The sequence below is a fragment of the Xanthomonas sp. F14 genome (genome assembly GCF_014199865.1).
The window spans coordinates 1,615,345-1,638,548 of the sequence record NZ_JACHOM010000001.1; the positions used below are offsets into that span (position 1 = coordinate 1,615,345).

The window sequence follows — 23,204 nt, forward strand, 5'->3', positions numbered from 1 at the left end:
CCGGCAAAGTCCGGCCGGGCGCTTGGGCCACAAGGCGTTGCGCAGACAGAACTGCGACCGTCAAGCCTGTTTAAAAACTAAACTGGACGGTATAGTCTACCGCCATGACCCCCCGTTCCCACCGTGCTGCCCGGCGCTCGGACTGCGATCGCCGCATCCATGCGGCTGTGCATACGCTGCTTGCCGAGCGCGGCATGCGGCTGAGCATGGACGCGGTGGCCGAGCGCGCCGGCTGCTCCAAGCAGACTCTCTATAGTTATTACGGTTGTAAAGAAAACCTGCTGCGCGATGTGCTCCAGGACCATGTGCACCTGGCCACGGTGCCGCTGGGCACCGCCTCGGGCGAGTTGCGCGAGGATCTGCTGGCCTTCGCGCTGGCCCACCTTGACCGCCTGAACCGCCCGGATGTGTTACAGACCTGCCGGTTGGTGGAAGCCGAATCGCACCGGTTCCCCGATCAGTCGCAGCAGATCTTCCAGGACGGGGTCGTCGGCATGCAGCAGCGCCTGGCGCAGCGCTTCGAGCAGGCGATGCAGGCCGGCCAGCTGCGCCATGACGATCCGCACTGTATGGCCGAACTGCTGTTGAGCATGATCGTCGGTCTGGATTTCGACCGGCAACGCTTTCAGGTTCCCCACCGCGCCGGCCTTCCCGCCAGGCAGCAGTGGGCGCAATTCGCTGTCGACACCTTCCTGCGCGCATTTGCCGCGGTCGCTGCCACGCCTTCGCTGTCCCCGCTTTCCTTTCTCACTTCAAGACCCTAACGGAGTTCCTCCTGATGATCGCCCCGCTCCGCACATTCGGCCTGGCCTGTGCCATCACCCTGGCGCTGGCTGCCTGCAGCAAGCCCGAACAACAGCAGGCGCCGCCGCCGCCGGAAGTGTCGGTGCTGGAAATGAAGCCGCAGACCCTGCCGCTGGAACGCGACCTGGTCGGCCGGCTGTCGGCATTCCGCTCGGCCGACGTGCGCGCGCGTGTGGACGGCGTGCTGCTCAAGCGCCTGTACACCGAAGGTACCGACGTCAAGGAAGGCCAGCCGCTGTTCGAGATCGACCCGGCGCCGCTGAAGGCCACGCTGCTGCAGGCGCAAGGGCAGCTGGCCGCCGCCCAGGCGACCTATGCTAATGCCCAGGTCGCCGCCAAGCGCGCGCGCAGCCTGGCTCCGCAGCAATATGTGTCGCGTGCCGACATCGACAATGCCGAAGCCACCGAGCGCTCCTCCGGCGCCAACGTGCAGCAGGCACGCGGCCAGGTCGAGTCCGCCCGCATCCAGCTCGGCTTTGCCAGCGTCACCTCGCCGATCACCGGCCGCGCCGGCATCCAGCGCGTGACCGAAGGTGCGCTGGTGGGCGCCGGTGAGGCGACCCTGCTGACCACGGTCGACCAGATCGACCCGCTGTACGTGAACTTTGCGATGAGCAGCGAAGAACTGGCCGCCCTGCGCCAGGCCCAGAGCAGCGGCAACGTGCAGCTCAGCGGCGATGGCAAGTCCACCATCAACGTGGAACTGGGCAACGGCACGCAGTACCCGCACCCGGGTACGCTGGATGTGTCGGCGGTGACGGTGGACCCGAGCACCGGTGCGGTGTCGCTGCGCGCGACCCTGCCCAATCCGGAGCAGGCGCTGCTGCCGGGCGCGTTCGTGACCTTCAAGGCCAGCCTTGGCCAGCGCAACAACGCCTACCTGGTGCCGCAGCAGGCCGTGCAGCGCGATGCCACCGGCGCCTACGCGCTGGTGCTGGGCAAGGACGGCAAGGTGGTGCGCAAGAATCTCACCGTCGATGGCCAGCAGAAGGGCCAGTGGATCGTCACCGCGGGCGTGACCCCGGGCGACCAGGTGATCGTCGACGGCGTGCAGAAGGCGAAGGAAGGCCAGCCGGCCAAGGGCGTGCCGTGGGATCCGAACAAGCCGGCGCAGGGCGGCCAGCCCGGCGCACCGGGCGCGGCTCCCGCCGCTGCCCAGGGCGGCGGCGCGCAGGCCGCACCGGCGGCCGACAAGGCCGATGCAGCGGCACCGGCCGCGCAGGAACAGTCCAAGCCGGACGCTGCGGCGCAGCCGGCCGACTCCCAGTCCAAGCAGCAGTAACGGAACCCGGACATGCCTAAGTTTTTCATCGAACACCCTGTCTTTGCCTGGGTGGTGGCGATCCTGATCTCGCTTGCGGGCGTGATCTCGATCCTGAATCTGGGTATCGAGTCGTACCCCACGATCGCCCCGCCGCAGGTCACCGTTACCGCCAACTTTCCCGGCGCCAGCGCCGATACCGCCGAAAAAGCGGTGACCCAGGTCATCGAGCAGCAGCTCACCGGTATCGACCACCTGCTGTACTTCAACTCGTCCTCGGCCGCCAACGGCCGCGTGACCATCACGCTGACCTTCGAAACCGGCACCGACGCGGATATCGCGCAGGTGCAGGTGCAGAACAAGGTGTCGCTGGCCACGCCTCGCCTGCCCTCGGAAGTCACCCAGCAGGGTGTGGTGGTGGCCAAGGCCAACGCCGGCTTCCTGATGGTGGCCGCGTTGCGCTCGGACAACCCGTCGATCAACCGCGACGCGCTCAACGACATCGTCGGCTCGCGCGTGCTCGAGCAGATCTCGCGCGTGCCCGGCGTGGGCAGCACCAACCAGTTCGGCGCCGAGTACGCGATGAACATCTGGTTGAACCCGGAGAAGCTGCAGGGCTACAACCTGTCGGCCACCCAGGTGCTGACCGCGGTGCGCAACCAGAACGTGCAGTTCGCGGCCGGTTCGGTGGGCGCCGACCCGACCCCGGAAGGCATCAGCTTCACCGCCACGGTCTCGGCCGAGGGCCGCTTCAGCTCGCCGGACCAGTTCGAGAACATCATCCTGCGCACCGACAACAACGGCGCCACGGTGCGGTTGAAGGACGTCGCACGGGTCACCGTGGGGCCTAGCAACTACGGCTTCGACACCCAGTACAACGGCAAGCCCACCGGCGCCTTCGGTATCCAGCTGTTGCCGGGTGCCAACGCCCTGAACGTCTCCGAGGCGGTCGGTGCCAAGCTCGACGAACTGCAGCCGACCTTCCCGCAGGGCGTGACCTGGTTTGCGCCGTACGAATCGACCACCTTCGTGCGCATCTCCATCGAGGAAGTGATCCACACGCTGGTGGAAGCCATCGTGCTGGTGTTCCTGGTGATGCTGCTGTTCCTGCAGAACTTCCGCGCCACCGTCATCCCCACGCTGGTGATTCCGGTCGCGCTGCTGGGCACGTTCTTCGGCATGTACATGATCGGCTTCACCATCAACCAGCTGACGCTGTTTGCGATGGTGCTGGCGATCGGCATCGTGGTCGACGACGCGATCGTGGTGATCGAGAACGTCGAACGCATCATGAGCGAGGAACACCTGGAGCCGAAGGCGGCCACCCAGAAGGCGATGACCCAGATCACCGGCGCGGTGGTGGCCATCACCGTGGTGCTGGCAGCGGTGTTCATCCCCTCCTCGCTGCAACCGGGCGCTTCGGGCGCGATCTACAAGCAGTTCGCACTGACCATCGCCATGTCGATGGGGTTCTCCGCGTTCCTGGCGTTGAGCTTCACCCCGGCGCTGTGCGGCGCGTTCCTCAAGTCGACCCATTCGACCAAGAAGAACTGGATCTACCGCACCTTCGACAAGTACTACGACAAGCTGGCGCATCGCTATGTCGGCGTGGTCGGCCACACCCTCAAGCGCTCGCCGCCGTGGATGATCGTGTTCGTGGTGCTGGTGGTGCTGTGCGGCTTCCTGTTCACCCGCATGCCGGGCAGCTTCCTGCCGGAAGAGGATCAGGGCTTTGCGGTGGCCATCGTGCAGCTGCCGCCGGGCGCGACCAAGATCCGCACCAACGAGGCCTTCGCGCAGATGCGTGCGGTGCTGGAGAAGCAGCCGGCCGTGGAAGGCATGCTGCAGATCGCCGGCTTCAGCTTCCTGGGTTCGGGCGAAAACGTCGGCATGGGCTTCATCCGGCTCAAGCCGTGGGAAGAGCGTGACGTCACTGCCGAGCAGTTGATCCAGCAGCTCAACGGTGCCTTCTACGGCATCAAGGGCGCGCAGATCTTCGTGGTCAACCTGCCCACCGTGCAGGGCCTGGGCCAGTTCGGCGGCTTCGACATGTGGCTGCAGGACCGCTCCGGCGCAGGCCAGCAAGCTTTGACCCAGGCGCGCAACATCGTGCTGGGCAAGGCGGCGGAAAAGCAGGACACCATGGTGGGCGTGCGCCCGAATGGCCTGGAAGACGCGCCGCAGCTGCAGTTGCACGTGGACCGTGTGCAGGCGCAGTCGATGGGCCTGGACGTCAGCGACGTCTACAGCTCGATCCAGCTGATGCTGGCGCCTGTCTACATCAACGACTACTTTTCCGAAGGCCGCATCAAGCGCGTCAACATCCGTGCCGACGACCAGTTCCGTACCGGCCCGGAGTCGCTGCGCAGCTTCTTCAGCCCCAGCGCCACGGCCACCGGTGCCGATGGTCAGCCGGGAATGATTCCGCTGAGCAATGTGGTCAAGGCCGACTGGACCTACGCCTCGCCGGCACTGAACCGCTACAACGGCTATTCGGCGGTGAATATCGTCGGCAACCCGGCGCCGGGCGGCAGCTCCGGCCAGGCGATGACCGCGATGGAGGAGATCGTCAACAACGACCTGCCGCCGGGCTTCGGTTTCGACTGGAGCGGCATGTCGTACCAGGAAATCATTGCCGGTAATGCGGCCACGCTGTTGCTGGCGTTGTCGGTGGTGGTGGTGTTCCTGTGCCTGGCCGCGCTCTACGAGAGCTGGTCGATTCCGGTGGCGGTGCTGATGGTGGTGCCGATCGGCGTGCTGGGTGCGATCACCTTCTCGATGCTGCGCGGTCTGCCGAACGATCTGTACTTCAAGATCGGCATGATCACCGTGATCGGCCTGGCGGCGAAGAATGCGATCCTGATCGTGGAGTTCGCGGTGGAGCAGCGTGCGGCAGGCAAGACGCTGCGCGAGGCGACGCTGGAAGCGGCGCATCTGCGCTTCCGCCCGATCCTGATGACTTCGTTCGCCTTCATCCTAGGTGTGCTGCCGCTGGCCATCTCCACCGGTGCCGGCGCCAACTCGCGTCACTCCATCGGTACCGGCGTGATCGGCGGCATGGTGTTCGCCACCGTGCTCGGCGTGATCTTCATTCCGCTGTTCTTCGTGGTGGTGCGCCGCATGCTGGGCGACAAGCTGGACGAACAGTCCAAGGAATACCTGCTCGCGCAGAACGACTCGGGCCCGCATCGTCCGGATCGCTGATCCCGGACATGGCGCAGAACGAAAAGCCCCGGCAGTGCCGGGGCTTTTTTTTGGCTGCGCTGCAGTCATGTCTCGTAGGAGCGCACCCGGGCGCGATGGGCCTCACCGGTAACGCCCGTCGCGCCCGGGTGCGCTCCTACGGAGTGGCGGGGATTGGTGACATGGCGTGCCTGGGCAGGACCCGCACAGCGCGATCCGCAACGAACGCCACGCCGTCGTAGGAGCGCACCTGGGCGCGATAGGCCTCACCGGTAACGCCCGTCGCGCTCGGGTGCGCTCCTACGAAGTGGCGGGAATTGGTGACATGGCGTGCTTCGACAGGACCCGCGCAGCGCGATCCGCGACAACCGCCATGCCGTCGTAGGAGCGCACCTGGGCGCGATAGGGCTCACCGGTAACGCCCGTCGCGCCCGGGTGCGCTCCTACGGAGTGGCGGGGATTGGTGACATGGCGTGCTTCGACAGGACCCGCACAGCGCGACCCGCGACAACCGCCATGCCGTCGTAGGAGCGCACCTGGGCGCGATAGGCCTCACCGGTAACGCCCGTCGCGCCCGGGTGCGCGCCTACGATGCCGGCGGCTAGGTGCGCGGGCGTGCGCCGGTAGAGCCGCGGACCATGCAGCGGCCGGTCATCACCATGCGGCGGATCGGTAGCTGCGGATTGCTCAAACGCTCGAGCAGCAGCGACATCGCCGCGCGGCCCATGTCCTCGACCGGTTGCTCGACCACGGTGATGCCCGGCTCGACCAGGTCGGTCCAGCGCTCGTTGTCGAAGCCGGCCAGCGCCAGGTCGTCGGGGATGCGCAGACCGGCGGTGCGGGCGGCCTTGAGCGCGCCCATCAACAACAGGCTGTTACTGGTCACGATGGCGTCGGGGCGGTCAGCGCCGGCCAGCCACTGGCCGACTTCGGCGATCGCCGCTTCGGCGGTGGGCGCCACTTCGCGGTAAGCCGGCGTCAGCCCCGGCACCGCCATCGCGGCCAGATAGCCGTTGCGGCGCTCGGTCGCGGTGGTACTGGTGCCGAACAGCCCACCGATTCGCCGATAGCCCTGCGCCTGCAGGTGCGCGACCAGCTCGTCCATGGCCGCAGCGTTATCCAGCACCACGCTGTCGTAGCGGCTGCCGGGGCCGGCGCGGTCCACCAGCACGGTCGGATAATCCAGCACCAGCTCGTGCATGCGCCCGACCGTGCTGCGGGTCGGCGCAAAGATCAGCCCGGTAATGCGTTCTTCCTGCATCAACTGCAGGTACAGCGCCTCGCGCTCGGGATCTTCGTCGGTATTGCACAGGGTCACGCGCATGCCGGCGCGGTAGGCCACCTCCTCCACCGCGCGGATCAGCGCGGTGAAGTAGGGGTTGCGGATGTCGGCGACGATCACCCCGAGGATGCCGGACTGCTGGGATCGCAGGCGCCGCGCCATCAAGTTGGGCCGGTAGCCGGTCTGGCGCACCGCCGCCTCGACCTTGGCCCGTACTTCCTCGCTGACCGGGCCGGTGCCCAGCGCGCGCGAGACCGTCGATTTGGAAACCCCGGCCACCCGGGCCACGTCATTGATGCTGATACTCACTGGGACCGTTCCCGCTCCATTTGCGCACCTGGGGCCAGGCGCCGTCTCTGATTCGATGCTAACCCGAAAGCACTACAACGTTTTTGTGCAGCGCACATTGACCTGGAACATGGGAACGTTCCCACTATACTGCCCAGCCCGTCCCCACCCCCGGAGTCCGTCTTGTCCTCTCCGTCGCCAGCCGCCCCCGTCACCCCCGAACTCGTGCGCCTGCGTGCGCATGCCCGCGACAAGGACGATGCCATCGCGCAGGCCGCCCAGTTGCTGGTCGCCGCCGGCTGCGTGGCGCCGGGCTACGACGCCAGCATGCGGCGCCGCGAAGGCCTGGCGAACACCTTCCTCGGCCACGGCTTGGCGATCCCGCACGGCGTCGGCGAAGACCGCCACCTGGTGCGCCGCGATGGCATCGCCGTGCTGCAGTTGCCCGAGGGCGTGGAGTGGAACCCGGGCCAGACCACCCGGCTGGTGGTCGGCATCGCCGCCCAGTCCGACACCCACATCACCCTGCTGCGCCGGCTGACCCGCCTGATCCAGGACCCGGCCCAGCTGGAAGCGCTGTTCACCACCGATGACCCCGGCGTGATCGTGGCGGCCTTGACCGGCGACCGCGCACCCGACAGCAGCGCCGCGCCGGCCACCGATCTGGCCGAATCCTTCGAATGGACCATCGCCTACCCCAGCGGCCTGCACGCCCGCCCGGCCACGCGCTGGGCCGAGACCGCGCGCGGTTTCTCGGCGCGCGCCCAGGTGCGCGCCGGCGACCAGGCCGCCGATGCCAAGAGCCTGGTCGGCCTGCTGCAGCTGGGCCTGCGTGCCGGCGACAGCATCACCGTTTCGGCCGAAGGCACTGATGCGGGTGCGCTGCTCAAGCGCCTGCGCGCAGTGATGGACAGCCTGACCGCGCAGGAAAAGGCCGATGCCGAGCGTGCCGCGCAACGCCGCGCCGCCCCGGTGGCCGGCTGGACGCCGCCGCAGGCGCAGCCGGCCATCGTCGGCATCGGCGCCAGCCCGGGCGTGGCGATCGGCATCGTGCACCGGCTGCGCGCGGCGCAGACCGAGGTGGCCGATCAACCGGTCGGCCTGGGCGATGGCGGCGCGCTGCTGCACGACGCGCTGACCCGCACCCGCCAGCAGCTGGCGGCGATCCAGGACGACACCCAGCGCCGGCTCGGCGCCTCGGACGCGGCGATCTTCAAGGCCCAGGCCGAGCTGCTCAACGACACCGACCTGATCACCCGCACCTGCCAGCTGATGGTCGAAGGCCACGGCGTGGCGTGGTCCTGGCACCAGGCGGTGGAACAGATCGCCTCGGGCCTGGCCGCACTCGGCAACCCGGTGCTGGCCGGCCGCGCGGCCGACCTGCGCGACGTCGGCCGCCGCGTGCTGGGCCAGCTCGACCCGGCTGCCGCCGGCGCCGGCCTGACCGACCTGCCCGAGCAGCCCTGCATCCTGCTGGCCGGCGATCTGTCGCCGTCGGACACCGCCAACCTGGACACCGCACGCGTGCTCGGTCTGGCCACCGCGCAAGGCGGGCCGACCTCGCATACCGCGATCCTGTCGCGCACGCTCGGACTGCCGGCGCTGGTCGCGGCCGGCGGCCAACTCATGGATATCGAAGACGGCGTCACCGCCATCATCGACGGCAGCAGTGGGCGGCTGTACATCAACCCGTCCGAGCTGGACCTGGATGCGGCGCGCACGCATATCGCCGAGCAGCAGGCGATCCGCGAGCGCGAAGCCGCGCAGCGCGCCTTGCCAGCCGAAACCAGCGACGGCCACCACATCGACATCGGCGCCAACGTCAACCTGCCCGACCAGGTTGCGATGGCGCTGACCCAGGGCGCCGACGGCGTCGGCCTGATGCGGACCGAATTCCTGTTCCTGGAAAGCGGCAGTACGCCCAGCGAGGACGAGCAGCACGCAACCTACCTGGCGATGGCGCAGGCGCTGGATGGCCGCCCGCTGATCGTGCGCGCGCTGGACATCGGCGGCGACAAGCAGGTGGCGCATCTGGAGCTGCCGCACGAGGAAAACCCGTTCCTGGGCGTCCGCGGCGCGCGCCTGCTGCTGCGTCGCCCGGACCTGCTCGAACCGCAGCTGCGTGCGCTGTACCGCGCCGCCAAGGACGGGGCGCGGCTGTCGATCATGTTCCCGATGATCACCTCGGTGCCGGAGCTGATCACCCTGCGCACCATCTGCGCGCGCATCCGCGCCGAACTCGACGCGCCCGAGGTGCCGATCGGCATCATGATCGAGGTGCCCGCCGCCGCCGCGCAGGCCGACGTGCTGGCGCGCCATGCGGACTTCTTCTCGATCGGCACCAACGACCTGACCCAGTACGTGCTGGCGATCGACCGCCAGAACCCGGAGCTGGCCGCCGAAGCCGACAGCCTGCACCCGGCGGTGCTGCGCATGATCCGCAGCACGATCGAAGGTGCGCGCAAACACGACCGCTGGGTCGGCGTGTGCGGCGGCCTGGCCGGCGATCCGTTCGGCGCCAGCCTGCTGGCCGGACTGGGCGTGCAGGAACTGTCGATGACGCCCAACGACATCCCGGCGGTCAAGGCACGCCTGCGCGGCACCGCGCTGAGCACGCTGCAACAGCTCGCCGAGCAGGCGCTGAACTGCGAAACCGCAGAGCAGGTGCGCGCCCTGGAAGCGCAGCGCGAGGGCCAGGCATGAACCTGCACGCCATCACGGTGACGCTGAACCCGGCGATCGACCAGACCATCCAGCTCGACAGCCTGCAGCCGGGTGCGGTGCATCGCGCCAGCAGCGTGCGCAACGATGCCGGCGGCAAGGGCATCAACGTGGCCGCCTGTCTGGCCGACTGGGGCAGCCCGGTCGCCGCGCTCGGTGTGCTCGGGGTCGGCAATGCCGGCGTGTTCGAGGCGCTGTTCCGCGAGCGCGGCATTGCCGATCACTGCCAGCGCGTGGCCGGCGAGACCCGTACCAATCTCAAGCTGGTCGAAGCGCGCAGCAACGACACCACCGACATCAACCTGCCCGGCCTGCGCCTGGGCCAGCCGCACCTGCAGGGCGTGGCCGATCACCTCGCCCCGCTGCTGCGCCCCGGCCTGCCGGTGGTGCTGTCGGGCAGCCTGCCGGCCGGCCTGCCGGACGACAGCTGGGCGCAGCTGCAGGCCCAGGCCAGCGCTGCCGGTGCGCGCGTGCTGCTGGACACCAGTGGCGCGCCGCTGGTGGCCGCACTTGGTGCCGAACGCCAGGCGCTGCCGTACGCGGTCAAGCCGAACCGGCACGAACTGGAAGCCTGGACCGGCCGCCCGCTGAGCGACCGTGCCGCCCTCAGCGCCGCCGCGCACGAACTGATCGCGCGCGGCATCCAGCTGGTGGTCATTTCGATGGGGACCGAAGGCGCGCTGTTCGTGCAGCGCGACCAGCGCCTGATCGCGCGTCCGCCGCGCCTGGCGCAGGGCAGCAGCGTGGGCGCCGGTGACGCGATGGTGGCCGGCCTGGCCGCCGCGCTGCTCGGCGAGTCCACCGATCTGGAAAGTTGCGCACGGCTGGCGACCGCGTTCTCGCTCAGCCGGCTGGAAAGCGGCGATGCGCGCCGGCTGAACCCGCAGCAGGTGCGCAAGCTCGCCGGCGAGATCGTCATCGACCCGCTCTCGTAGCACCACCGCCGGCGCGAACGCTGGCCGCGCCAACGCAGCGCGCCGGCGTTATGCGCAAGACACCACGTATCCCGCCGGCGCTTGCCGGCGACCGAACAACGCAGGAGATTTGCATGTCCTCTTCCATCGTGGTCATCGCCGCTGGCGACCGCAGCACCGAAGCCGTCCTGGCGGCCGAAGCGCTGCGCCGCGCGGCCACCGCCGCCGGGCGCAGCGTGACGATCGAAATCCGCAGCGACCAGGGCGTGCTCGGCGCATTGCCGGGCGAACTGGCCAGCGCCGCCAGCCAGGTGCTGGTGATCGGCGACGCCGATGCCAACACCGCCCGCTTCGGCGACGCGCAACTGCTGCGCCTGAGCCTGGGCGCGGTACTGGACGACCCGGCCGCCGCAGTGAACCAGCTCGCCGCACCGGCTGCCGCCAATGCATCGGCTGCCGCAGGCAGCGCGGGCAGCAAGCGCATCGTTGCGATCACCTCCTGCCCCACCGGCATCGCGCACACCTTCATGGCCGCCGAAGGCCTGCAGCAGGCCGCCAAGAAACTCGGCTACCAGATCCGCGTGGAAACCCAGGGCTCGGTCGGCGCGCAAGACGCCCTGACCGACGCAGAAATCCGCGATGCCGACCTGGTGCTGATCGCCGCCGATCGCGAGGTCGACCTGGCCCGCTTCGGCGGCAAGCGCCTGTTCAAGAGTGGCACCAAGCCGGCGATCAACGATGGCCCTGCCTTGATCCAGAAAGCGCTGGCCGAAGCCGGCGTGCACGGCGGCGCAGCGCCGGTCGCGGGCGCCGCCAAGGCCGAAAACACCGGCAACGGCCGCACCGGCGCCTACAAGCACCTGATGACCGGCGTGTCGTTCATGCTGCCCTTCGTCACCGCTGGCGGCCTGTTGATCGCGCTGGCATTTGCACTCGGCGGCATCTATGCCGGCGACGATGCCCACCAGGGCACGCTGGCCTGGTCGCTGTTCCAGATCGGCGCCAAGGCCGGCTTTACCCTGATGGTGCCCGCGCTGGCCGGTTATATCGCCTACTCCATCGCCGACCGCCCCGGCATCGCGCCCGGCATGATCGGCGGCCTGGTTGCAGCCAACCTCAATGCCGGCTTCCTCGGCGGCATCATCGCCGGCTTCATCGCCGGCTACGGCGTGGCCGCGCTCAACCGCTACATCCGCCTGCCGCGCAACCTGGAAGGACTCAAGCCGGTGCTGATCCTGCCAGTGCTGGGCACGCTGCTGGTCGGCCTGGCGATGATGTACGTGTTCGGCCAGCCGGTGGCCGACCTGCTGGCCTGGCTCACCGCCTGGCTGCGCGGCATGCAGGGCAGCAGCGCGTTGCTGCTGGGCCTGTTGCTCGGCGGCATGATGGCCTTCGACATGGGCGGGCCGGTCAACAAGGCCGCCTATGCGTTCTCCACCGGCCTGATCGCCAGCCAGGTCTACACCCCGATGGCCGCCGCCATGGTCGCCGGCATGACCCCGCCGCTGGGCATCGCGCTGGCCACCTGGGTGTTCCGCAACCGCTTCACCGTGGAAGAGCGCGGCTCGGCCACGGCCGCCGGCGTGCTCGGGCTGGCCTTCGTCACCGAAGGCGCCATCCCGTATGCCGCGCGCGACCCGCTGCGCACCATTCCGGCGCTGGTGATCGGCTCGGCCGTGGCCGGCGCGATCTCGATGACCGCCGGCGCCGAGTTGAAGGCACCGCACGGCGGCATCTTCGTGCTGCTGATCCCCAACGCGGTGACCCACCTGCTCAATTACGTGCTGGCCCTGGTGGTCGGCGTGGTGGTCACCGCGGTGGCACTGCGCCTGCTCAAGAAGCCGGTGGCCGACGTGGTCGCCTGACCTTCGGCCACCCCGCCACTGGCGCTTGCCGCCCGCGCATGCGCCACGCCTGATCGCCGCCCCGCCCCACCCCTGACTGGTTTCACCGCTGCGCTGCGCACCCTCGTGCGCGGCCAGCGGCTTGCCCATCCCCTAGCTGTCGCGTTCGCCACCCGGCCACGCCTTCCTTCGTTCGGAGTCCTGCCATGACCGTCCTCGCCCCCCGCCATGCCCGTCCCCGCCTGCTGTGCCTGTCGCTGGCACTGGCGCTGACCCCGCTCGCCCACGCGCAGGATGCCGCCGATGCCTTCAAGCTCAAGCTGGGTTACACCGGCGAAGCCGCCTCGATGATCGATGGCGGCCGCAAGAACGGCGACGCCTATGCCGGCCAGCTGATGGTCGGTACCGACGTCGACATGGACCGCCTGTTCGGCTGGGGCGGCGCCACCGTCAAGCTGTACGTCACCAACCGCCACGGCACCAACCTGGCCAACAGCAGCATCGGCAACAGCACCTCGGTGCAGGAGATCTACGGTGGCCAGGGCACGCGGCTGGCCAACTTCACCCTGCTGCAGAAACTGTTCGACGACCGCCTGGAACTGGAGGCCGGCCGCAGCGTGGCCAACATCCACTTCCTCGGCTCGGACCTGTGCCAGTACTTCCAGGGCAACTCGGCCTGCGGCAACCCCACCTTCGTGTTCCGCACCAGCAACTTCACCTACTGGCCGGTGTCCAGCTGGGCCGCGCATGCCACCGCCTGGGTCACGCCCAAGGTCTATGTGCACGTGGGCGCCTACGAGGTGAACCCGGTGCAGGCGCAGGACGGCCAGCACGGCCTGAAGTGGAGCACCGACGACACCACCGGCGTGGTGGTGCCTTACGCGGTCGGCTACAAGAACAAGGGCGGCGACGGCAGCATGGCCGCGATGTACGAACTGGGCGGCTGGCAGGACAACTCCGACTACACCGACCCGCTGCGCGACCGCAACGGCAACCCGGCCGTGCTCAGCGGCCTGGGCTACGAGAACAAGCAGGGCCGCTCGGGCATGTTCGCCCGCTTCGAACAACAGGTCACCAACCCGGATCCGTCCGGCGCCCGTGGCCTGACCGTGTTCGGCGCCATCCTCAAGAGCACCGGCGGCCAGGCGATCGAGGACCACTTCGTGCAACTGGGCCTGGTGCAGAAAGGCACCTTCGCCAGCCGCCCGCAGGACAACATTGCGTTTGTGATCACCCAGCAGAAGTACAGCGACGAGGCGATCGAAAACCTGCGCCTGGCGCGCGCCTCGGCCGGCGGCACCGGCACCCCGGCCGACAACCAGATCATGATGGAGCTGAGCTACGGCATCCAGGTCACCAAGCGCCTGCGCATCGCGCCGAACCTGCATTACGTGATCAACCCCGACCAGTTCAACGAACCGACCCGTACCAACGATCTGAAGAACGCGCTGATTGCAGGCATGCGGATCGACTGGAATCTGTAAGTCCGCGAGGATCGGTGCGTGCGTTGCAGGACGTTGCAGCACACTCACCTAGCTCGGTAGGAGCGCGCCTGAGCGCGATGAGGCATTCCCGATAAAGCCCGGTCGCGCTCTGGCGCGCTCCTACGACGCATTGCACTGCATGGCTGACCTGGTTTCGGCGGGTTTAGCCAGCGCACTTCGCCTTGCTTCGTAGGAGCGCACCTGGGCGCGATGAGGCGTTACCGATAAAGCCCGGTCGCGCTCAGGCGCGCTCCTACGACGCGCTGCGCTGACCTGCTTGATGCGCCAAAACGAAAAAACCGCGCAGCGCGCGGTTTTTTCGTGATCGAAGATCGATGACCAATCAGGGACGACGCGCCAGCGCCTCCACGTCCTTGGCCTTGGGCAGCAGATCCTGCTTGGTGACGGCAAACGGCCCGATGCTCAGCATCGGCACTGCCACGATCACCGAGGAGATCACCACGATCACCGCGCCGATCATGTGCGTCTCGGCCAGGCCCTCCATCGACTCGCCGCCGTAGATGTACAGGGCCAGCGCCGACAGGAAGAACATCACCGCGGTGATCACCGTGCGCGACAGCGTCTGGTTGATCGAGCGGTTCAGCACCTCCAGCGGCTCCACCCGCAACGCGCGGAAGTTTTCGCGCACGCGGTCGAACACCACGATGATGTCGTTGATCGCAAAGCCCATCACCGACAACAGGCCGGCCAGCACGGTCAGGTCGAACTCGCGGCCGGTCAGCGACACGAAGGCCACGGTGACCAGCAGGTCGAACAGAGCGGTCAGGCTGGCGACCACCGCGAACTTCCACTCGAAGCGGAAGGCGATATAGATCAGAAAGCCCACCAGCATGAACACGGTAGCGTACACGCCGTTCAAGGCCAGGTCCTTGCCGACCTGCGGGCCGACGAACTCGCCCGGCTGCACGGTGGCGGGATTCTGCGCGGTGCTGACCGCCTTGCGCACTTCTTCGGCGACGGTGGTTGCGGCATCGTCGCGGTTGTTGTGCTGCTCGCGCGCCTGCAGGCGGATCATCACTTCGTTGCCGCCGCGCGCGTTCTGCACCTGGGCGTTCTCGAAGCCGGCCTTGGCCAGTTGCTCGCGCACCTGATCCACGTCCACGGTCTTCTGGAACGAGGTCTGCACCAGCGTGCCGCCGGTGAATTCCAATGCGTAGTTGAAGCCCTTGCCGACGATGACGCCGACCGAGGCCACCGCGATCACCAGCATCAGGATCAGCACCGGCTTGCGCAGGCGCATGAAGTCGATCTTGGTGTCGTTGGGAATGAGATGGAGCGGGAACAATTTCATGGAAAAGATCTTCCGTTTAGACGTTGCACACCGTCAGGATGCGCAGCGCTTGCGAAGGGATTCATCCCCCGCCCCTTGCAGCGCGCTGCAGGGACAAGGCCGGACTCGCATCTCAGATGGCGACGGTCTTCAGCTTCTTGCGGCGGCCGTAGATCAGCACCGCCAGCGCACGCGACACGGTGATCGCGGTGAACATCGAGGCGAAGATACCGATCATCATGGTCAGCGCGAAGCCCTTCAGCGGGCCGGTGCCGAACGCGTACAAGGCCACCGCCACGATCAAACCGGTGAGGTTGGCGTCCAGGATGGTGCCGCCGGCCTTTTCATAACCGGCGGCAATCGCCGATTTGGCCGGCACGCCCAGTCGCAGCTCCTCGCGGATACGCTCGTTGATCAGCACATTGGCGTCCACCGACAGGCCCACCGACAAGGCCAGGCCGGCAAACCCGGGCAGCGTCATGGTCGCGCCGAACAGCGACATCACCGCCACCACGATCAGCAGGTTGAACAACAGCGCCACCGAGGTGATCGCGCCGAACACGCGGTAGTAGACGGTGAAGAACACCAGCGTGAACAGGAACGAGTAGATCACCGCAGTGACGCCGCGCTCCACGTTCTCCGCGCCCAGACTCGGGCCGATCACGTATTCCTCGACAAAATCCATCGGTGCGGCCAGCGAACCGGATTTCAGCAGCTTGGCCAGGTTCTCGGCCTCCACCTTCTCCAGGCCGGTGGTCTGGAAGTTCTTGCCGAACACGCCGGCGATGCGGGTCGGCGACAGCGCCTCTTCCTTGACCCGCACGCTGCGCACTTCCTTGCCGTCGACCATGCTGACGGTGGGAATGCGCTCGATGTAGACCACCGACATCAGCTTGCCGACGTTGGCGCTGGTGTAGTCCAGCATGCGCTGGCCGGCGACGTTGTTGAGCGTCACCGCCACCGCCGGCATGCCGTTCTGGTCGGTGCTGACGCTGGCGCTGACCATCTGGTCACCGGTCACCAGCGCGCGCTTGTTGAGCAGCACCGGCGCACCGGTATCGCGTACGCGGTAGACCTTGGCTTCGGGCGGGATGCTGCCGCTGCGCACGGCGTCTTCGGCATTGCCTTCGACCACCGCACGGAATTCCAGCGAGGCGGTGGCGCCGATCAGGCGCTTGGCCTCGGCGGTGTCCTGCAGGCCGGGCAGTTCGACCACGATGCGGTCCTCGCCCTGGCGCTGGATGGTCGGTTCGGACACGCCCAGCGCGTTGACGCGGTTACGCAAGGTGGTGAGGTTCTGCTCGATCGCGCCGCTGGCGATCTGCTTGAGTTCGGCCTCCGGCACCTTGACCGAGATGTTCTGGCCGCTGACGTCGTAGGTCAGGGTCGGCTGCGACTTGGCCAGCGCGGTACGCGCTGCGTCGACGCTGGCGCCTTCGCTCAGGCTGACCTGGATGCTGTTGTCGCCGCGGCGCTCGACCGAGCGGTAGGCGATACGGCCGTCACGCAGCGTGGTGCGGATGTCTTCGGCAAAGCCGTCCAGGCGCTTTTCCAGCGCGGCCTTCTGGTCCACCTGCATGGCGAAGTGCACGCCGCCGACCAGGTCCAGGCCCAGCACCATCGGCCGGCCGCCCAGCTTGGCCAGCCAGTCCGGCACGGTCGAGGCCAGATTCAGCGCCACCGTGTAGTTTTCGCCCAGTTGCTGGCGCAGCACGTCGTTGGCACGGGTCTGTGCCTGCAGGTTGGGCAGGCGCACCATCAGGCTGTCGCCTTCCCGGGTGACGGCCTTCGGCGTGATGCCGGCGGCCTTGAGGTCGGCGTCGATGCGGCTGCGCAAGGCATCGTCGAGCTGGGCGCCGCGGCTGGCGGTGATCTGCACGGACGGGTCCTTCTGGTAGATGTTGGGCAACGCGTACAACGCGCTGACCGCTAGCACCAGCAGGATCAGGAAATACTTCCAGCGAGGAAATTCGAGCATTGCGACAGTCCCGCGCGACACCATCCCGGCGACGCGCCTAGCAGTGAGAACGACTTCCAGCGGCCAACACAACGTCGCCAGCGGTCGTCAGGTGGATGCGGCGGAGAACGCCGGTTCGCGGCACCGACTGCGCCCACCTGACAGTGGGCGCAGCGGGTTGGTTGCCGCTTAGTTGGCAGACTTCAGCGTGCCCTTGGGCAGCACGTGGCCCACGGCACTCTTCTGTACGCGGATGCGCACGTTGTCGGCCACTTCCACGGTGATGAAGTTGTCGCCGATATCGGTGATCACGCCCGCCACGCCGCCGGAGGTGATGACCTCGTCGCCGCGCGCCAGCTTGTCCAGCAGCGACTTGTGCTCCTTCTGGCGCTTCATCTGCGGGCGGATCATCAGGAAGTACATGACCGCGATCAGGATGATCGGCAGCGCGAAGGTGGACAGGCCGCCCATCGGGCCGGGCGCCGGCGCGCCGCCAGTGGCCTGCGCCTGGGCGACGGGGATCAGGAAATCGAGCAGATTCATTCAGTGCATCCTAGTTTGGGTGCCAGCGCGCCAACCGGCCGCTCGCTATTCAGGTACCGCCGGAGCGGAACAGCCGGGAATTATGCCATGCAGGTTCCAAACCGTCCGCGCAAGGGCGCGGACGGCCGGTCTCAGCTGGTTTCCCCCGGCAACGGCGGCGTGATGGCGCCGCGTGCCGCATAGAAGGACCGCCGGAACTCGGCAAAGGTTCCCGAGGCGATCGCCGCACGCAGGTCGGCCATCAACTTCTCGTAGTACCAGAGGTTGTGCAGGGTGCCCAGCATCGGCGCCAGCATCTCGTTGCAGCGGTCCAGATGGCGCAGGTAGGAGCGCGTGTAGCCGCTGCTGCAGGCATGGCAGCCGCAGCCCGGCTCGATGGTGTCCAGGTCGCGCTCGTACTTGGCGTTGCGGATGCGCACGGTGCCGAAGGAGGTGAAGTAATGCCCGTTGCGCGCATTGCGGGTGGGCATCACGCAGTCGAACATGTCCACGCCCCGTGCCACGCCTTCGACCAGGTCCTCCGGCCGGCCCACCCCCATCAGGTAACGCGGGCGGTCGGCCGGCAGGCGCGGATGCAGGTGTTCCAGCATCGCGTTGCGCTCGTGCTCCGGCTCGCCCACCGCCAGCCCGCCGATGGCGTAGCCGTCGAACCCGATGCCCTGCAGCCCGTCCAGCGAGCGGCTGCGCAGGTCCGGATGCACCCCACCCTGCACGATGCCGAACAGCGCCGCGTCGTTGCCCAGCCCGTCATGCGCCTGCCGCGAGCGCTGCGCCCAGCGCAGGCTCAGCTCCATCGAGCGCCGCGCCACCTCTTCGGTGGCCGGGTACGGCGTGCATTCGTCGAAGATCATCACGATGTCCGAATCGAGCACCTTCTGGATCTGCATGCTCTCTTCCGGGCCCAGGAACACCCGCGCGCCATCGGTGGGCGAGGCGAAGGTCACGCCCTGCTCGGTGATCTTGCGGCGATGCGCCAGCGAAAACACCTGGAACCCGCCCGAATCGGTGAGGATCGGCCCGTCCCAGCGCGCAAACCCGTGCAAGCCGCCGTGATCGCCGATCACATCCAGGCCCGGGCGCAGATACAGGTGGAAGGTATTGCCCAGGATGATCTCCGCACCCAGCGCGCGGATCTGCTCGGGCAGGATGCCCTTGACCGAGCCATAGGTGCCCACCGGCATGAACGCCGGCGTCTCGACGGTGCCACGCGGAAAGGTCAGACGCCCACGCCGGGCATGGCCGTCGGTGGCTTGGAGCTGGAACTGGAGTCGGGACATTGAAAGGCCGGGATTGGAAATTGGGGATTCGGGATTGGCAAAAGCGAGAAGGCGGCGAGCGGAGTGCTGTTACGAATCCCCACTCCCGACTCCCCAATCCCTGCTCCACAGCAACATCGCATCGCCGTAGGAAAAGAAGCGATAGCGCTGTTCGATGGCGTGTTGATAGGCGGCGAAGATGCGCTCGCGGCCGGCGAAGGCCGAGACCATCATCAGCAGCGTGCTTTCGGGCAGATGGAAGTTGGTGACCATCGCATCGACGCTGCGGATGCGGTAGCCGGGCAGGATGAAGATCTGGGTTTCGCCGGCAAATGGCAGCAGTTCGCCCTCGGGCGCGGCATCGCTGGTGCGCCAGGCACTTTCCAGCGAGCGCACCACCGTGGTTCCCACCGCGATGACGCGGCCGCCGCGGGCCCGGGTGCGGCGCACCTGCTCGACCAGCGCGGCACCGACATTGAGCCATTCGGTGTGCATCACGTGCTGGTCGAGCGCATCCACGCGTACCGGCTGGAAGGTGCCGGCGCCCACATGCAAGGTGACATGGCCGAACTCCACCCCGCGCTCGCGCAGGCGTGCCAGCAATGCCTCGTCGAAATGCAGCCCGGCGGTGGGCGCGGCGACCGCACCGACCTCGCGCGCGAACACGGTCTGGTAGCGCTCGCGGTCTTCCACTCCCGGCTCGCGGCGGATGTACGGCGGCAGCGGCAGGCGCCCGGCTTCCAGCAGCCAGTGCTCCAGCGGGGAGGGAATGTCGAAGCGCAGCAGATAGAACTCGCCGTCGCGGCCCAGCACCTCGGCCTGGCCGCCGGCATCCAGCGCGATCAGGCTGCCGGCCTTGGGCGACTTGCTGGCGCCGATCTGCACCCGCGCCTCGCGCTCGCCGAGCAGGCGCTCGATCAGGATTTCCACCCGCCCGCCGCTGGCCTTTTGCCCGAACAGCCGCGCCGGGATCACCCGGGTATCGTTGAAGATCAGCAGATCGCCCGGCTGCAGCAGCTCGGGCAGATCCCGCACCTGCCGGTCGACCAGCGCCTGCGGCGACGGCGGCACCACCAGCAAGCGGCTGGCCGCCCGCTCGGCCAACGGCGCCTGGGCAATCAGCTCGTCGGGCAGCGAATAGTTGAAATCGGACTTCTTCAAGGCCGCAGGATGTGTTGGCTGAGGAGCCGGATATTGTAACTGCGGCGGGGATTGGGGATTCGGGATTGGGGATTCGCAGTGAGGCGGGGATTGGGGATTCGGGATTGGGGATTCGCAAGAGCAGGATCCGCGGACCGGAACGCGTCCGACACCAGCCAGCCCGCTTTTACGAATCCCCAATCCCGAATTCCCAATCCCCGCCCCTCACCGCTCAAACTTCGTTGACAAAATGATCGACGTCGTCGTGCGCTCCACGCCGTCGATCGCGCCGATGGCGTCGGTGAGCACGTCCATCTCGTTGACGCCGCCGACCACGCCCAGGGCGATCAGGTCGTAGGCGCCGCTGACCGAGTGCAGCAGGCGTACCTGCGGGATGTCGCGCAGCGCCTTGACCACGGCCGGCATCTTCTTGGGCAGCACGGTGATCAGGATATGCGCGCGGATGCGGCCCTGTTCGTAGGCGTCGTGGGTGCGCACGGTGTAGCCGCTGATCACGCCGTCGCGTTCGAGTTTTTCGATCCGGCTCTGCACGGTGGTGCGCGACAGCCCGAGCCGGCGCGCAATCTGCGCGGTGGAGGCACGCGCGTCCTCGCGCAGCAGCGACAGCAGGCGTTCGTCGGAGGGAGTGATTTTCACTTTTGCCTAATTGGTTCGTCGATTCGACGAAAATACCCGACTTCCTGCCCGGATTCACGCTGCCAAACGCCGATCTTCTGCCGATAATAGGAAGGGAACGCCACCTTGCAGGAGATGCGCCATGTCCGTCCTCGCCCCGCTCGCCCCGCTGCGTGCCCACGCCGGCCGCCGCCTGACCGATGGCCTGAACGATGCCAGCATCGCGCGTCTGGCCGCCAACCACCCGGATCTTGCACGCGCCATCGACGCCGCGGCCGCCGAGTACGCGCAGGTGCGCGCGGAGGCCGCCGACCTGCTGGACCTGGACGAAGACGCCCAGATCGGTGCGGTGCAGGACGGCTTCATCAATTTCTATGCCGACGATGCGGTGACCCCGTACGTGGCGCTGGCCGCGCGCGGTCCCTGGGTGATCACGCTGAAGGGCGCGGTGCTGTACGACGCCGGCGGCTACGGCATGCTCGGCTTCGGCCACACCCCCGCGCCGGTGCTCGAGGCGATGGCGCGTCCGCAGGTGATGGCCAACGTGATGACCCCCAGCCTGGCGCAGCGCCGGCTCGACCGCGCCCTGCGCGCCGAGATCGGCCATACCCGTGGCGGCTGTCCGTTCGCACGCTTCATGTGTCTCAACTCCGGCTCCGAAGCGGTCGGTCTGGCCGCGCGCATCGTCGATACCAACGCCAAGCTGCACACCGACCCGGGCGCGCGCCACGCCGGTGCCAGCATCAAGCGCGTGGTGGTCAAGGGCAGCTTCCATGGCCGTACCGACCGCCCCGGCCTGTATTCCGATTCCAGCCGCAAGACCTACACCAAGTACCTGGCCAGCTACCGCGACGAAGACTCGGTGATCGCGATCGCGCCGTACGACGTGGCGGCGCTGCAGCGCGCCTTCGACGAGGCCGCGCGCAATCACTGGTTTATCGAGGCGGTGTTCCTGGAGCCGGTGATGGGCGAAGGCGACCCGGGCCGCGCATTGCCGGCCGCGTTCTATGCCGCGGCGCGCGAACTGACCCGCCTGCATGGCAGCCTGCTGCTGGTGGATTCGATCCAGGCCGGTCTGCGCGCGCACGGCGTGCTGTCGGTGGTGGATTACCCCGGCTTCGAGCAGCTCGACCCGCCGGATCTGGAGACCTATTCCAAGGCGCTCAACGCCGCGCAGTACCCGCTGTCGGTACTGGCAGTGACCGAACACGCCGCGCAGGTGTACCGCAAGGGCACCTACGGCAACACCATGACTACCAATCCGCGTGCGCTCGATGTCGCCTGCGCCACGCTGGCGTTGTTCACCCCGCAGGTGCGCGAGAACATCCGCACCCGCGGCGCGCAGGCGATCGCCAAGCTGGAAGCACTGCAGTCCGAGCTGGGCGGTTTGATCACCAAGGTGCAGGGCACCGGCTTGCTGTTCTCCTGCGAGCTGGCGCCGCAATTCAAGTGCTATGGCGCCGGTTCCACCGAAGAGTGGTTGCGCCATCACGGCGTCAACGTCATCCACGGCGGTGAGAATTCGCTGCGCTTCACCCCGCACTTTGCGATGGGCGAAGACGAACTCGATCTGCTGGTCGGGTTGATCGCGCGTGCGCTGAAGGAAGGTCCGCGCCAGGCCCAGGCCGAGGCGGCCTGAGAGCCCCCCCTGCAGGACTTGGCGAGCCGTCCTCAAGTGTGAGCGGACGGCGCGCAGAAGCTTCGGTATCCGAGCGGTACCCGCCGAATCCCAGCACCGTCCGCGCCCACCGCTTGGTGGGCGCCGTGGTGCTGTGAGTCGCTTGAACGCCAGGCGACGCAGGCAGTCCTTGCGCGCCGGACAGGCGCGCGCCGCACCCGAGCTCACCGCGCGCCCTTGCTGTCGCGGCGATATGCTGCCCGGCCGGTCAGATCGGCACGGCGCTCAGCTTGCGGCGCAGGTAATTGGTCACGGCCCGGCGTGGTGACTTGCCGCGCCAGGACGCCCAGCACAGGTGCGAGCCCACCGCGACGGTGCCGCCACGGTGACCGAGCCCGAACCAGGTGCGATCCGGATGGAACGCATCGCGCGCCGGGAACACGATGCCGGCAAACTCGCCGGCGTGCGCGTTGTAGAAACGCGTCAAGCCGCGCGGGCCGGAGATCATCGGAATCTGCCGGTGGTCTTCCAGCATCTCGGGCGCATGCGTGGTGAAGATGTGCTCGATGAAGGCGCGCCAGAACGGATGCCCTGCCTCCGAGCCGAACACGGCGTTGCCGATCTTGAACTGCTCGTTGCCGGGCGCGCCCTCTTCGATCGGCAGCACGCATTGCTGTGCCAGTACGTCCGCGCCAAGCGTGCGCAGCAGCTTGTAGTCGGTGTCGAAATAGAAGCCACCGTAGCTGTGCATATAGGCGCAGCGCGCGATGTCGGCCTTCATCACGCCGAAGCGTATCGCCTCGTAGCGGTCGGCGAATTCCGGGAACGCGCGCCGCATCAGTGCGGAGTTGTCGGCGTCGTCCCAGACATGGCAGGTCCAGCCCGGCAACAGCCGCTGCAGGCGGGCCTGGATCTTGCGCTCTTCCCAAAGCAAGTGCTTGGTCGGCGCAGTGAGATGGAACACGTGGGGGATCATGGGGGC

Annotated in this window: 16 protein-coding genes; 8 read left to right on the forward strand and 8 right to left on the reverse strand. The window is 67.8% G+C overall.

Annotated elements, in window-relative coordinates; genetic code table 11:
* Nucleotides 1–104: 104 nt before the first annotated feature.
* Genes GGR73_RS06975 through GGR73_RS06985 form a run of 3 tightly spaced genes read left to right on the forward strand, consistent with a single transcriptional unit; the run spans nucleotide 105 to nucleotide 5,269 of the window.
* Nucleotides 105–764 carry a TetR/AcrR family transcriptional regulator gene (locus tag GGR73_RS06975; RefSeq protein WP_024940186.1) on the forward strand — a complete coding sequence of 220 codons (660 nt, stop codon included), beginning with the start codon at nucleotides 105–107 and terminating at the stop codon, nucleotides 762–764.
* A 14-nt stretch (nucleotides 765–778) separates the two neighbouring features.
* The gene (locus GGR73_RS06980; RefSeq protein WP_046343141.1) at nucleotides 779–2,086 is read left to right on the forward strand and encodes an efflux RND transporter periplasmic adaptor subunit; all 1,308 of its coding nucleotides are present in this window, start codon (nucleotides 779–781) and stop codon (nucleotides 2,084–2,086) included.
* A 12-nt stretch (nucleotides 2,087–2,098) separates the two neighbouring features.
* Nucleotides 2,099–5,269 carry a multidrug efflux RND transporter permease subunit gene (locus GGR73_RS06985; RefSeq protein WP_065031636.1) on the forward strand — a complete coding sequence of 1,057 codons (3,171 nt, stop codon included), beginning with the start codon at nucleotides 2,099–2,101 and terminating at the stop codon, nucleotides 5,267–5,269.
* Between the two features lie 580 nt (nucleotides 5,270–5,849).
* On the opposite strand, the gene GGR73_RS06990 is transcribed toward GGR73_RS06985, so the two are convergent.
* Entirely contained in the window at nucleotides 5,850–6,839 is a 990-nt protein-coding gene (locus GGR73_RS06990; protein ID WP_184456178.1) for a LacI family DNA-binding transcriptional regulator, read from the reverse strand.
* A 162-nt stretch (nucleotides 6,840–7,001) separates the two neighbouring features.
* Between GGR73_RS06990 and ptsP the strand changes: the two genes are divergently transcribed.
* The 4 genes from ptsP (at nucleotide 7,002) to GGR73_RS07010 (ending at nucleotide 13,781) form a co-directional block, all read left to right on the forward strand.
* Nucleotides 7,002–9,521, forward strand: coding sequence for a phosphoenolpyruvate--protein phosphotransferase (gene ptsP / locus GGR73_RS06995; protein ID WP_184456180.1), 2,520 nt, complete (start codon nucleotides 7,002–7,004; stop codon nucleotides 9,519–9,521).
* Nucleotides 9,518–10,474 carry a 1-phosphofructokinase gene (pfkB, locus tag GGR73_RS07000; RefSeq protein WP_184456181.1) on the forward strand — a complete coding sequence of 319 codons (957 nt, stop codon included), beginning with the start codon at nucleotides 9,518–9,520 and terminating at the stop codon, nucleotides 10,472–10,474. Before ptsP ends, pfkB begins: the two co-directional genes overlap by 4 nt.
* A gap of 113 nt (nucleotides 10,475–10,587) precedes the next feature.
* On the forward strand, nucleotides 10,588–12,318 hold the full coding sequence (locus GGR73_RS07005; RefSeq protein ID WP_184456183.1) for a fructose-specific PTS transporter subunit EIIC: 1,731 nt from the start codon (nucleotides 10,588–10,590) through the stop codon (nucleotides 12,316–12,318).
* 185 nt (nucleotides 12,319–12,503) lie between these two features.
* The gene (locus GGR73_RS07010; RefSeq protein WP_016904598.1) at nucleotides 12,504–13,781 is read left to right on the forward strand and encodes a carbohydrate porin; all 1,278 of its coding nucleotides are present in this window, start codon (nucleotides 12,504–12,506) and stop codon (nucleotides 13,779–13,781) included.
* A gap of 343 nt (nucleotides 13,782–14,124) precedes the next feature.
* On the opposite strand, the gene secF is transcribed toward GGR73_RS07010, so the two are convergent.
* The 6 genes from secF to GGR73_RS07040 all read right to left on the reverse strand — a co-directional run bounded on the left by secF (nucleotide 14,125) and on the right by GGR73_RS07040 (nucleotide 20,625).
* On the reverse strand, nucleotides 14,125–15,093 hold the full coding sequence (gene secF, locus GGR73_RS07015; protein WP_016903296.1) for a protein translocase subunit SecF: 969 nt from the start codon (nucleotides 15,091–15,093) through the stop codon (nucleotides 14,125–14,127).
* A 112-nt stretch (nucleotides 15,094–15,205) separates the two neighbouring features.
* Nucleotides 15,206–17,050, reverse strand: a complete 1,845-nt coding sequence (gene secD / locus GGR73_RS07020) for a protein translocase subunit SecD (RefSeq protein ID WP_039516458.1) — start codon at nucleotides 17,048–17,050, stop codon at nucleotides 15,206–15,208.
* A gap of 168 nt (nucleotides 17,051–17,218) precedes the next feature.
* Nucleotides 17,219–17,572: a preprotein translocase subunit YajC gene (gene yajC / locus GGR73_RS07025; protein ID WP_016903294.1), complete on the reverse strand. Its 354-nt coding sequence runs from the start codon at nucleotides 17,570–17,572 to the stop codon at nucleotides 17,219–17,221.
* A gap of 131 nt (nucleotides 17,573–17,703) precedes the next feature.
* A complete protein-coding gene (gene tgt, locus GGR73_RS07030) occupies nucleotides 17,704–18,849 on the reverse strand; it encodes a tRNA guanosine(34) transglycosylase Tgt (RefSeq protein ID WP_016903293.1) in 1,146 nt (381 codons plus the stop codon).
* Between the two features lie 69 nt (nucleotides 18,850–18,918).
* Complete coding sequence (gene queA / locus GGR73_RS07035; protein ID WP_047125172.1) at nucleotides 18,919–19,989, reverse strand: tRNA preQ1(34) S-adenosylmethionine ribosyltransferase-isomerase QueA; 1,071 nt, start codon at nucleotides 19,987–19,989, stop codon at nucleotides 18,919–18,921.
* A 204-nt stretch (nucleotides 19,990–20,193) separates the two neighbouring features.
* Complete coding sequence (locus tag GGR73_RS07040; RefSeq protein WP_016903291.1) at nucleotides 20,194–20,625, reverse strand: Lrp/AsnC family transcriptional regulator; 432 nt, start codon at nucleotides 20,623–20,625, stop codon at nucleotides 20,194–20,196.
* Between the two features lie 121 nt (nucleotides 20,626–20,746).
* Here GGR73_RS07040 and GGR73_RS07045 point away from each other — a divergent pair, with 121 nt between their 5' ends.
* Nucleotides 20,747–22,243: an aminotransferase class III-fold pyridoxal phosphate-dependent enzyme gene (locus GGR73_RS07045; RefSeq protein ID WP_184456184.1), complete on the forward strand. Its 1,497-nt coding sequence runs from the start codon at nucleotides 20,747–20,749 to the stop codon at nucleotides 22,241–22,243.
* Nucleotides 22,244–22,490: 247 nt separating this feature from the next.
* Here the strand turns inward: GGR73_RS07045 and GGR73_RS07050 are convergent, their stop codons facing one another.
* Nucleotides 22,491–23,198, reverse strand: coding sequence for a glycosyltransferase family 32 protein (locus GGR73_RS07050; RefSeq protein ID WP_104607926.1), 708 nt, complete (start codon nucleotides 23,196–23,198; stop codon nucleotides 22,491–22,493).
* Between the last annotated feature and the right edge of the window lie 6 nt (nucleotides 23,199–23,204).

Excerpts from the sequence above, each read along its gene's own strand:
- GGR73_RS06975 (WP_024940186.1), top strand. The coding sequence starts at position 105 with ATGACCCCCCGTTCCCACCGTGCTGCCCGGCGCTCGGACTGCGATCGC.
- GGR73_RS06980 (WP_046343141.1), top strand. The coding sequence starts at position 779 with ATGATCGCCCCGCTCCGCACATTCGGCCTGGCCTGTGCCATCACCCTG.
- GGR73_RS06985 (WP_065031636.1), top strand. The coding sequence starts at position 2,099 with ATGCCTAAGTTTTTCATCGAACACCCTGTCTTTGCCTGGGTGGTGGCG.
- pfkB (WP_184456181.1), top strand. The coding sequence starts at position 9,518 with ATGAACCTGCACGCCATCACGGTGACGCTGAACCCGGCGATCGACCAG.
- GGR73_RS07005 (WP_184456183.1), top strand. The coding sequence starts at position 10,588 with ATGTCCTCTTCCATCGTGGTCATCGCCGCTGGCGACCGCAGCACCGAA.
- GGR73_RS07010 (WP_016904598.1), top strand. The coding sequence starts at position 12,504 with ATGACCGTCCTCGCCCCCCGCCATGCCCGTCCCCGCCTGCTGTGCCTG.
- secF (WP_016903296.1), bottom strand. The coding sequence starts at position 15,093 with ATGAAATTGTTCCCGCTCCATCTCATTCCCAACGACACCAAGATCGAC.
- secD (WP_039516458.1), bottom strand. The coding sequence starts at position 17,050 with ATGCTCGAATTTCCTCGCTGGAAGTATTTCCTGATCCTGCTGGTGCTA.
- yajC (WP_016903294.1), bottom strand. The coding sequence starts at position 17,572 with ATGAATCTGCTCGATTTCCTGATCCCCGTCGCCCAGGCGCAGGCCACT.
- tgt (WP_016903293.1), bottom strand. The coding sequence starts at position 18,849 with ATGTCCCGACTCCAGTTCCAGCTCCAAGCCACCGACGGCCATGCCCGG.
- GGR73_RS07045 (WP_184456184.1), top strand. The coding sequence starts at position 20,747 with ATGTCCGTCCTCGCCCCGCTCGCCCCGCTGCGTGCCCACGCCGGCCGC.
- GGR73_RS07050 (WP_104607926.1), bottom strand. The coding sequence starts at position 23,198 with ATGATCCCCCACGTGTTCCATCTCACTGCGCCGACCAAGCACTTGCTT.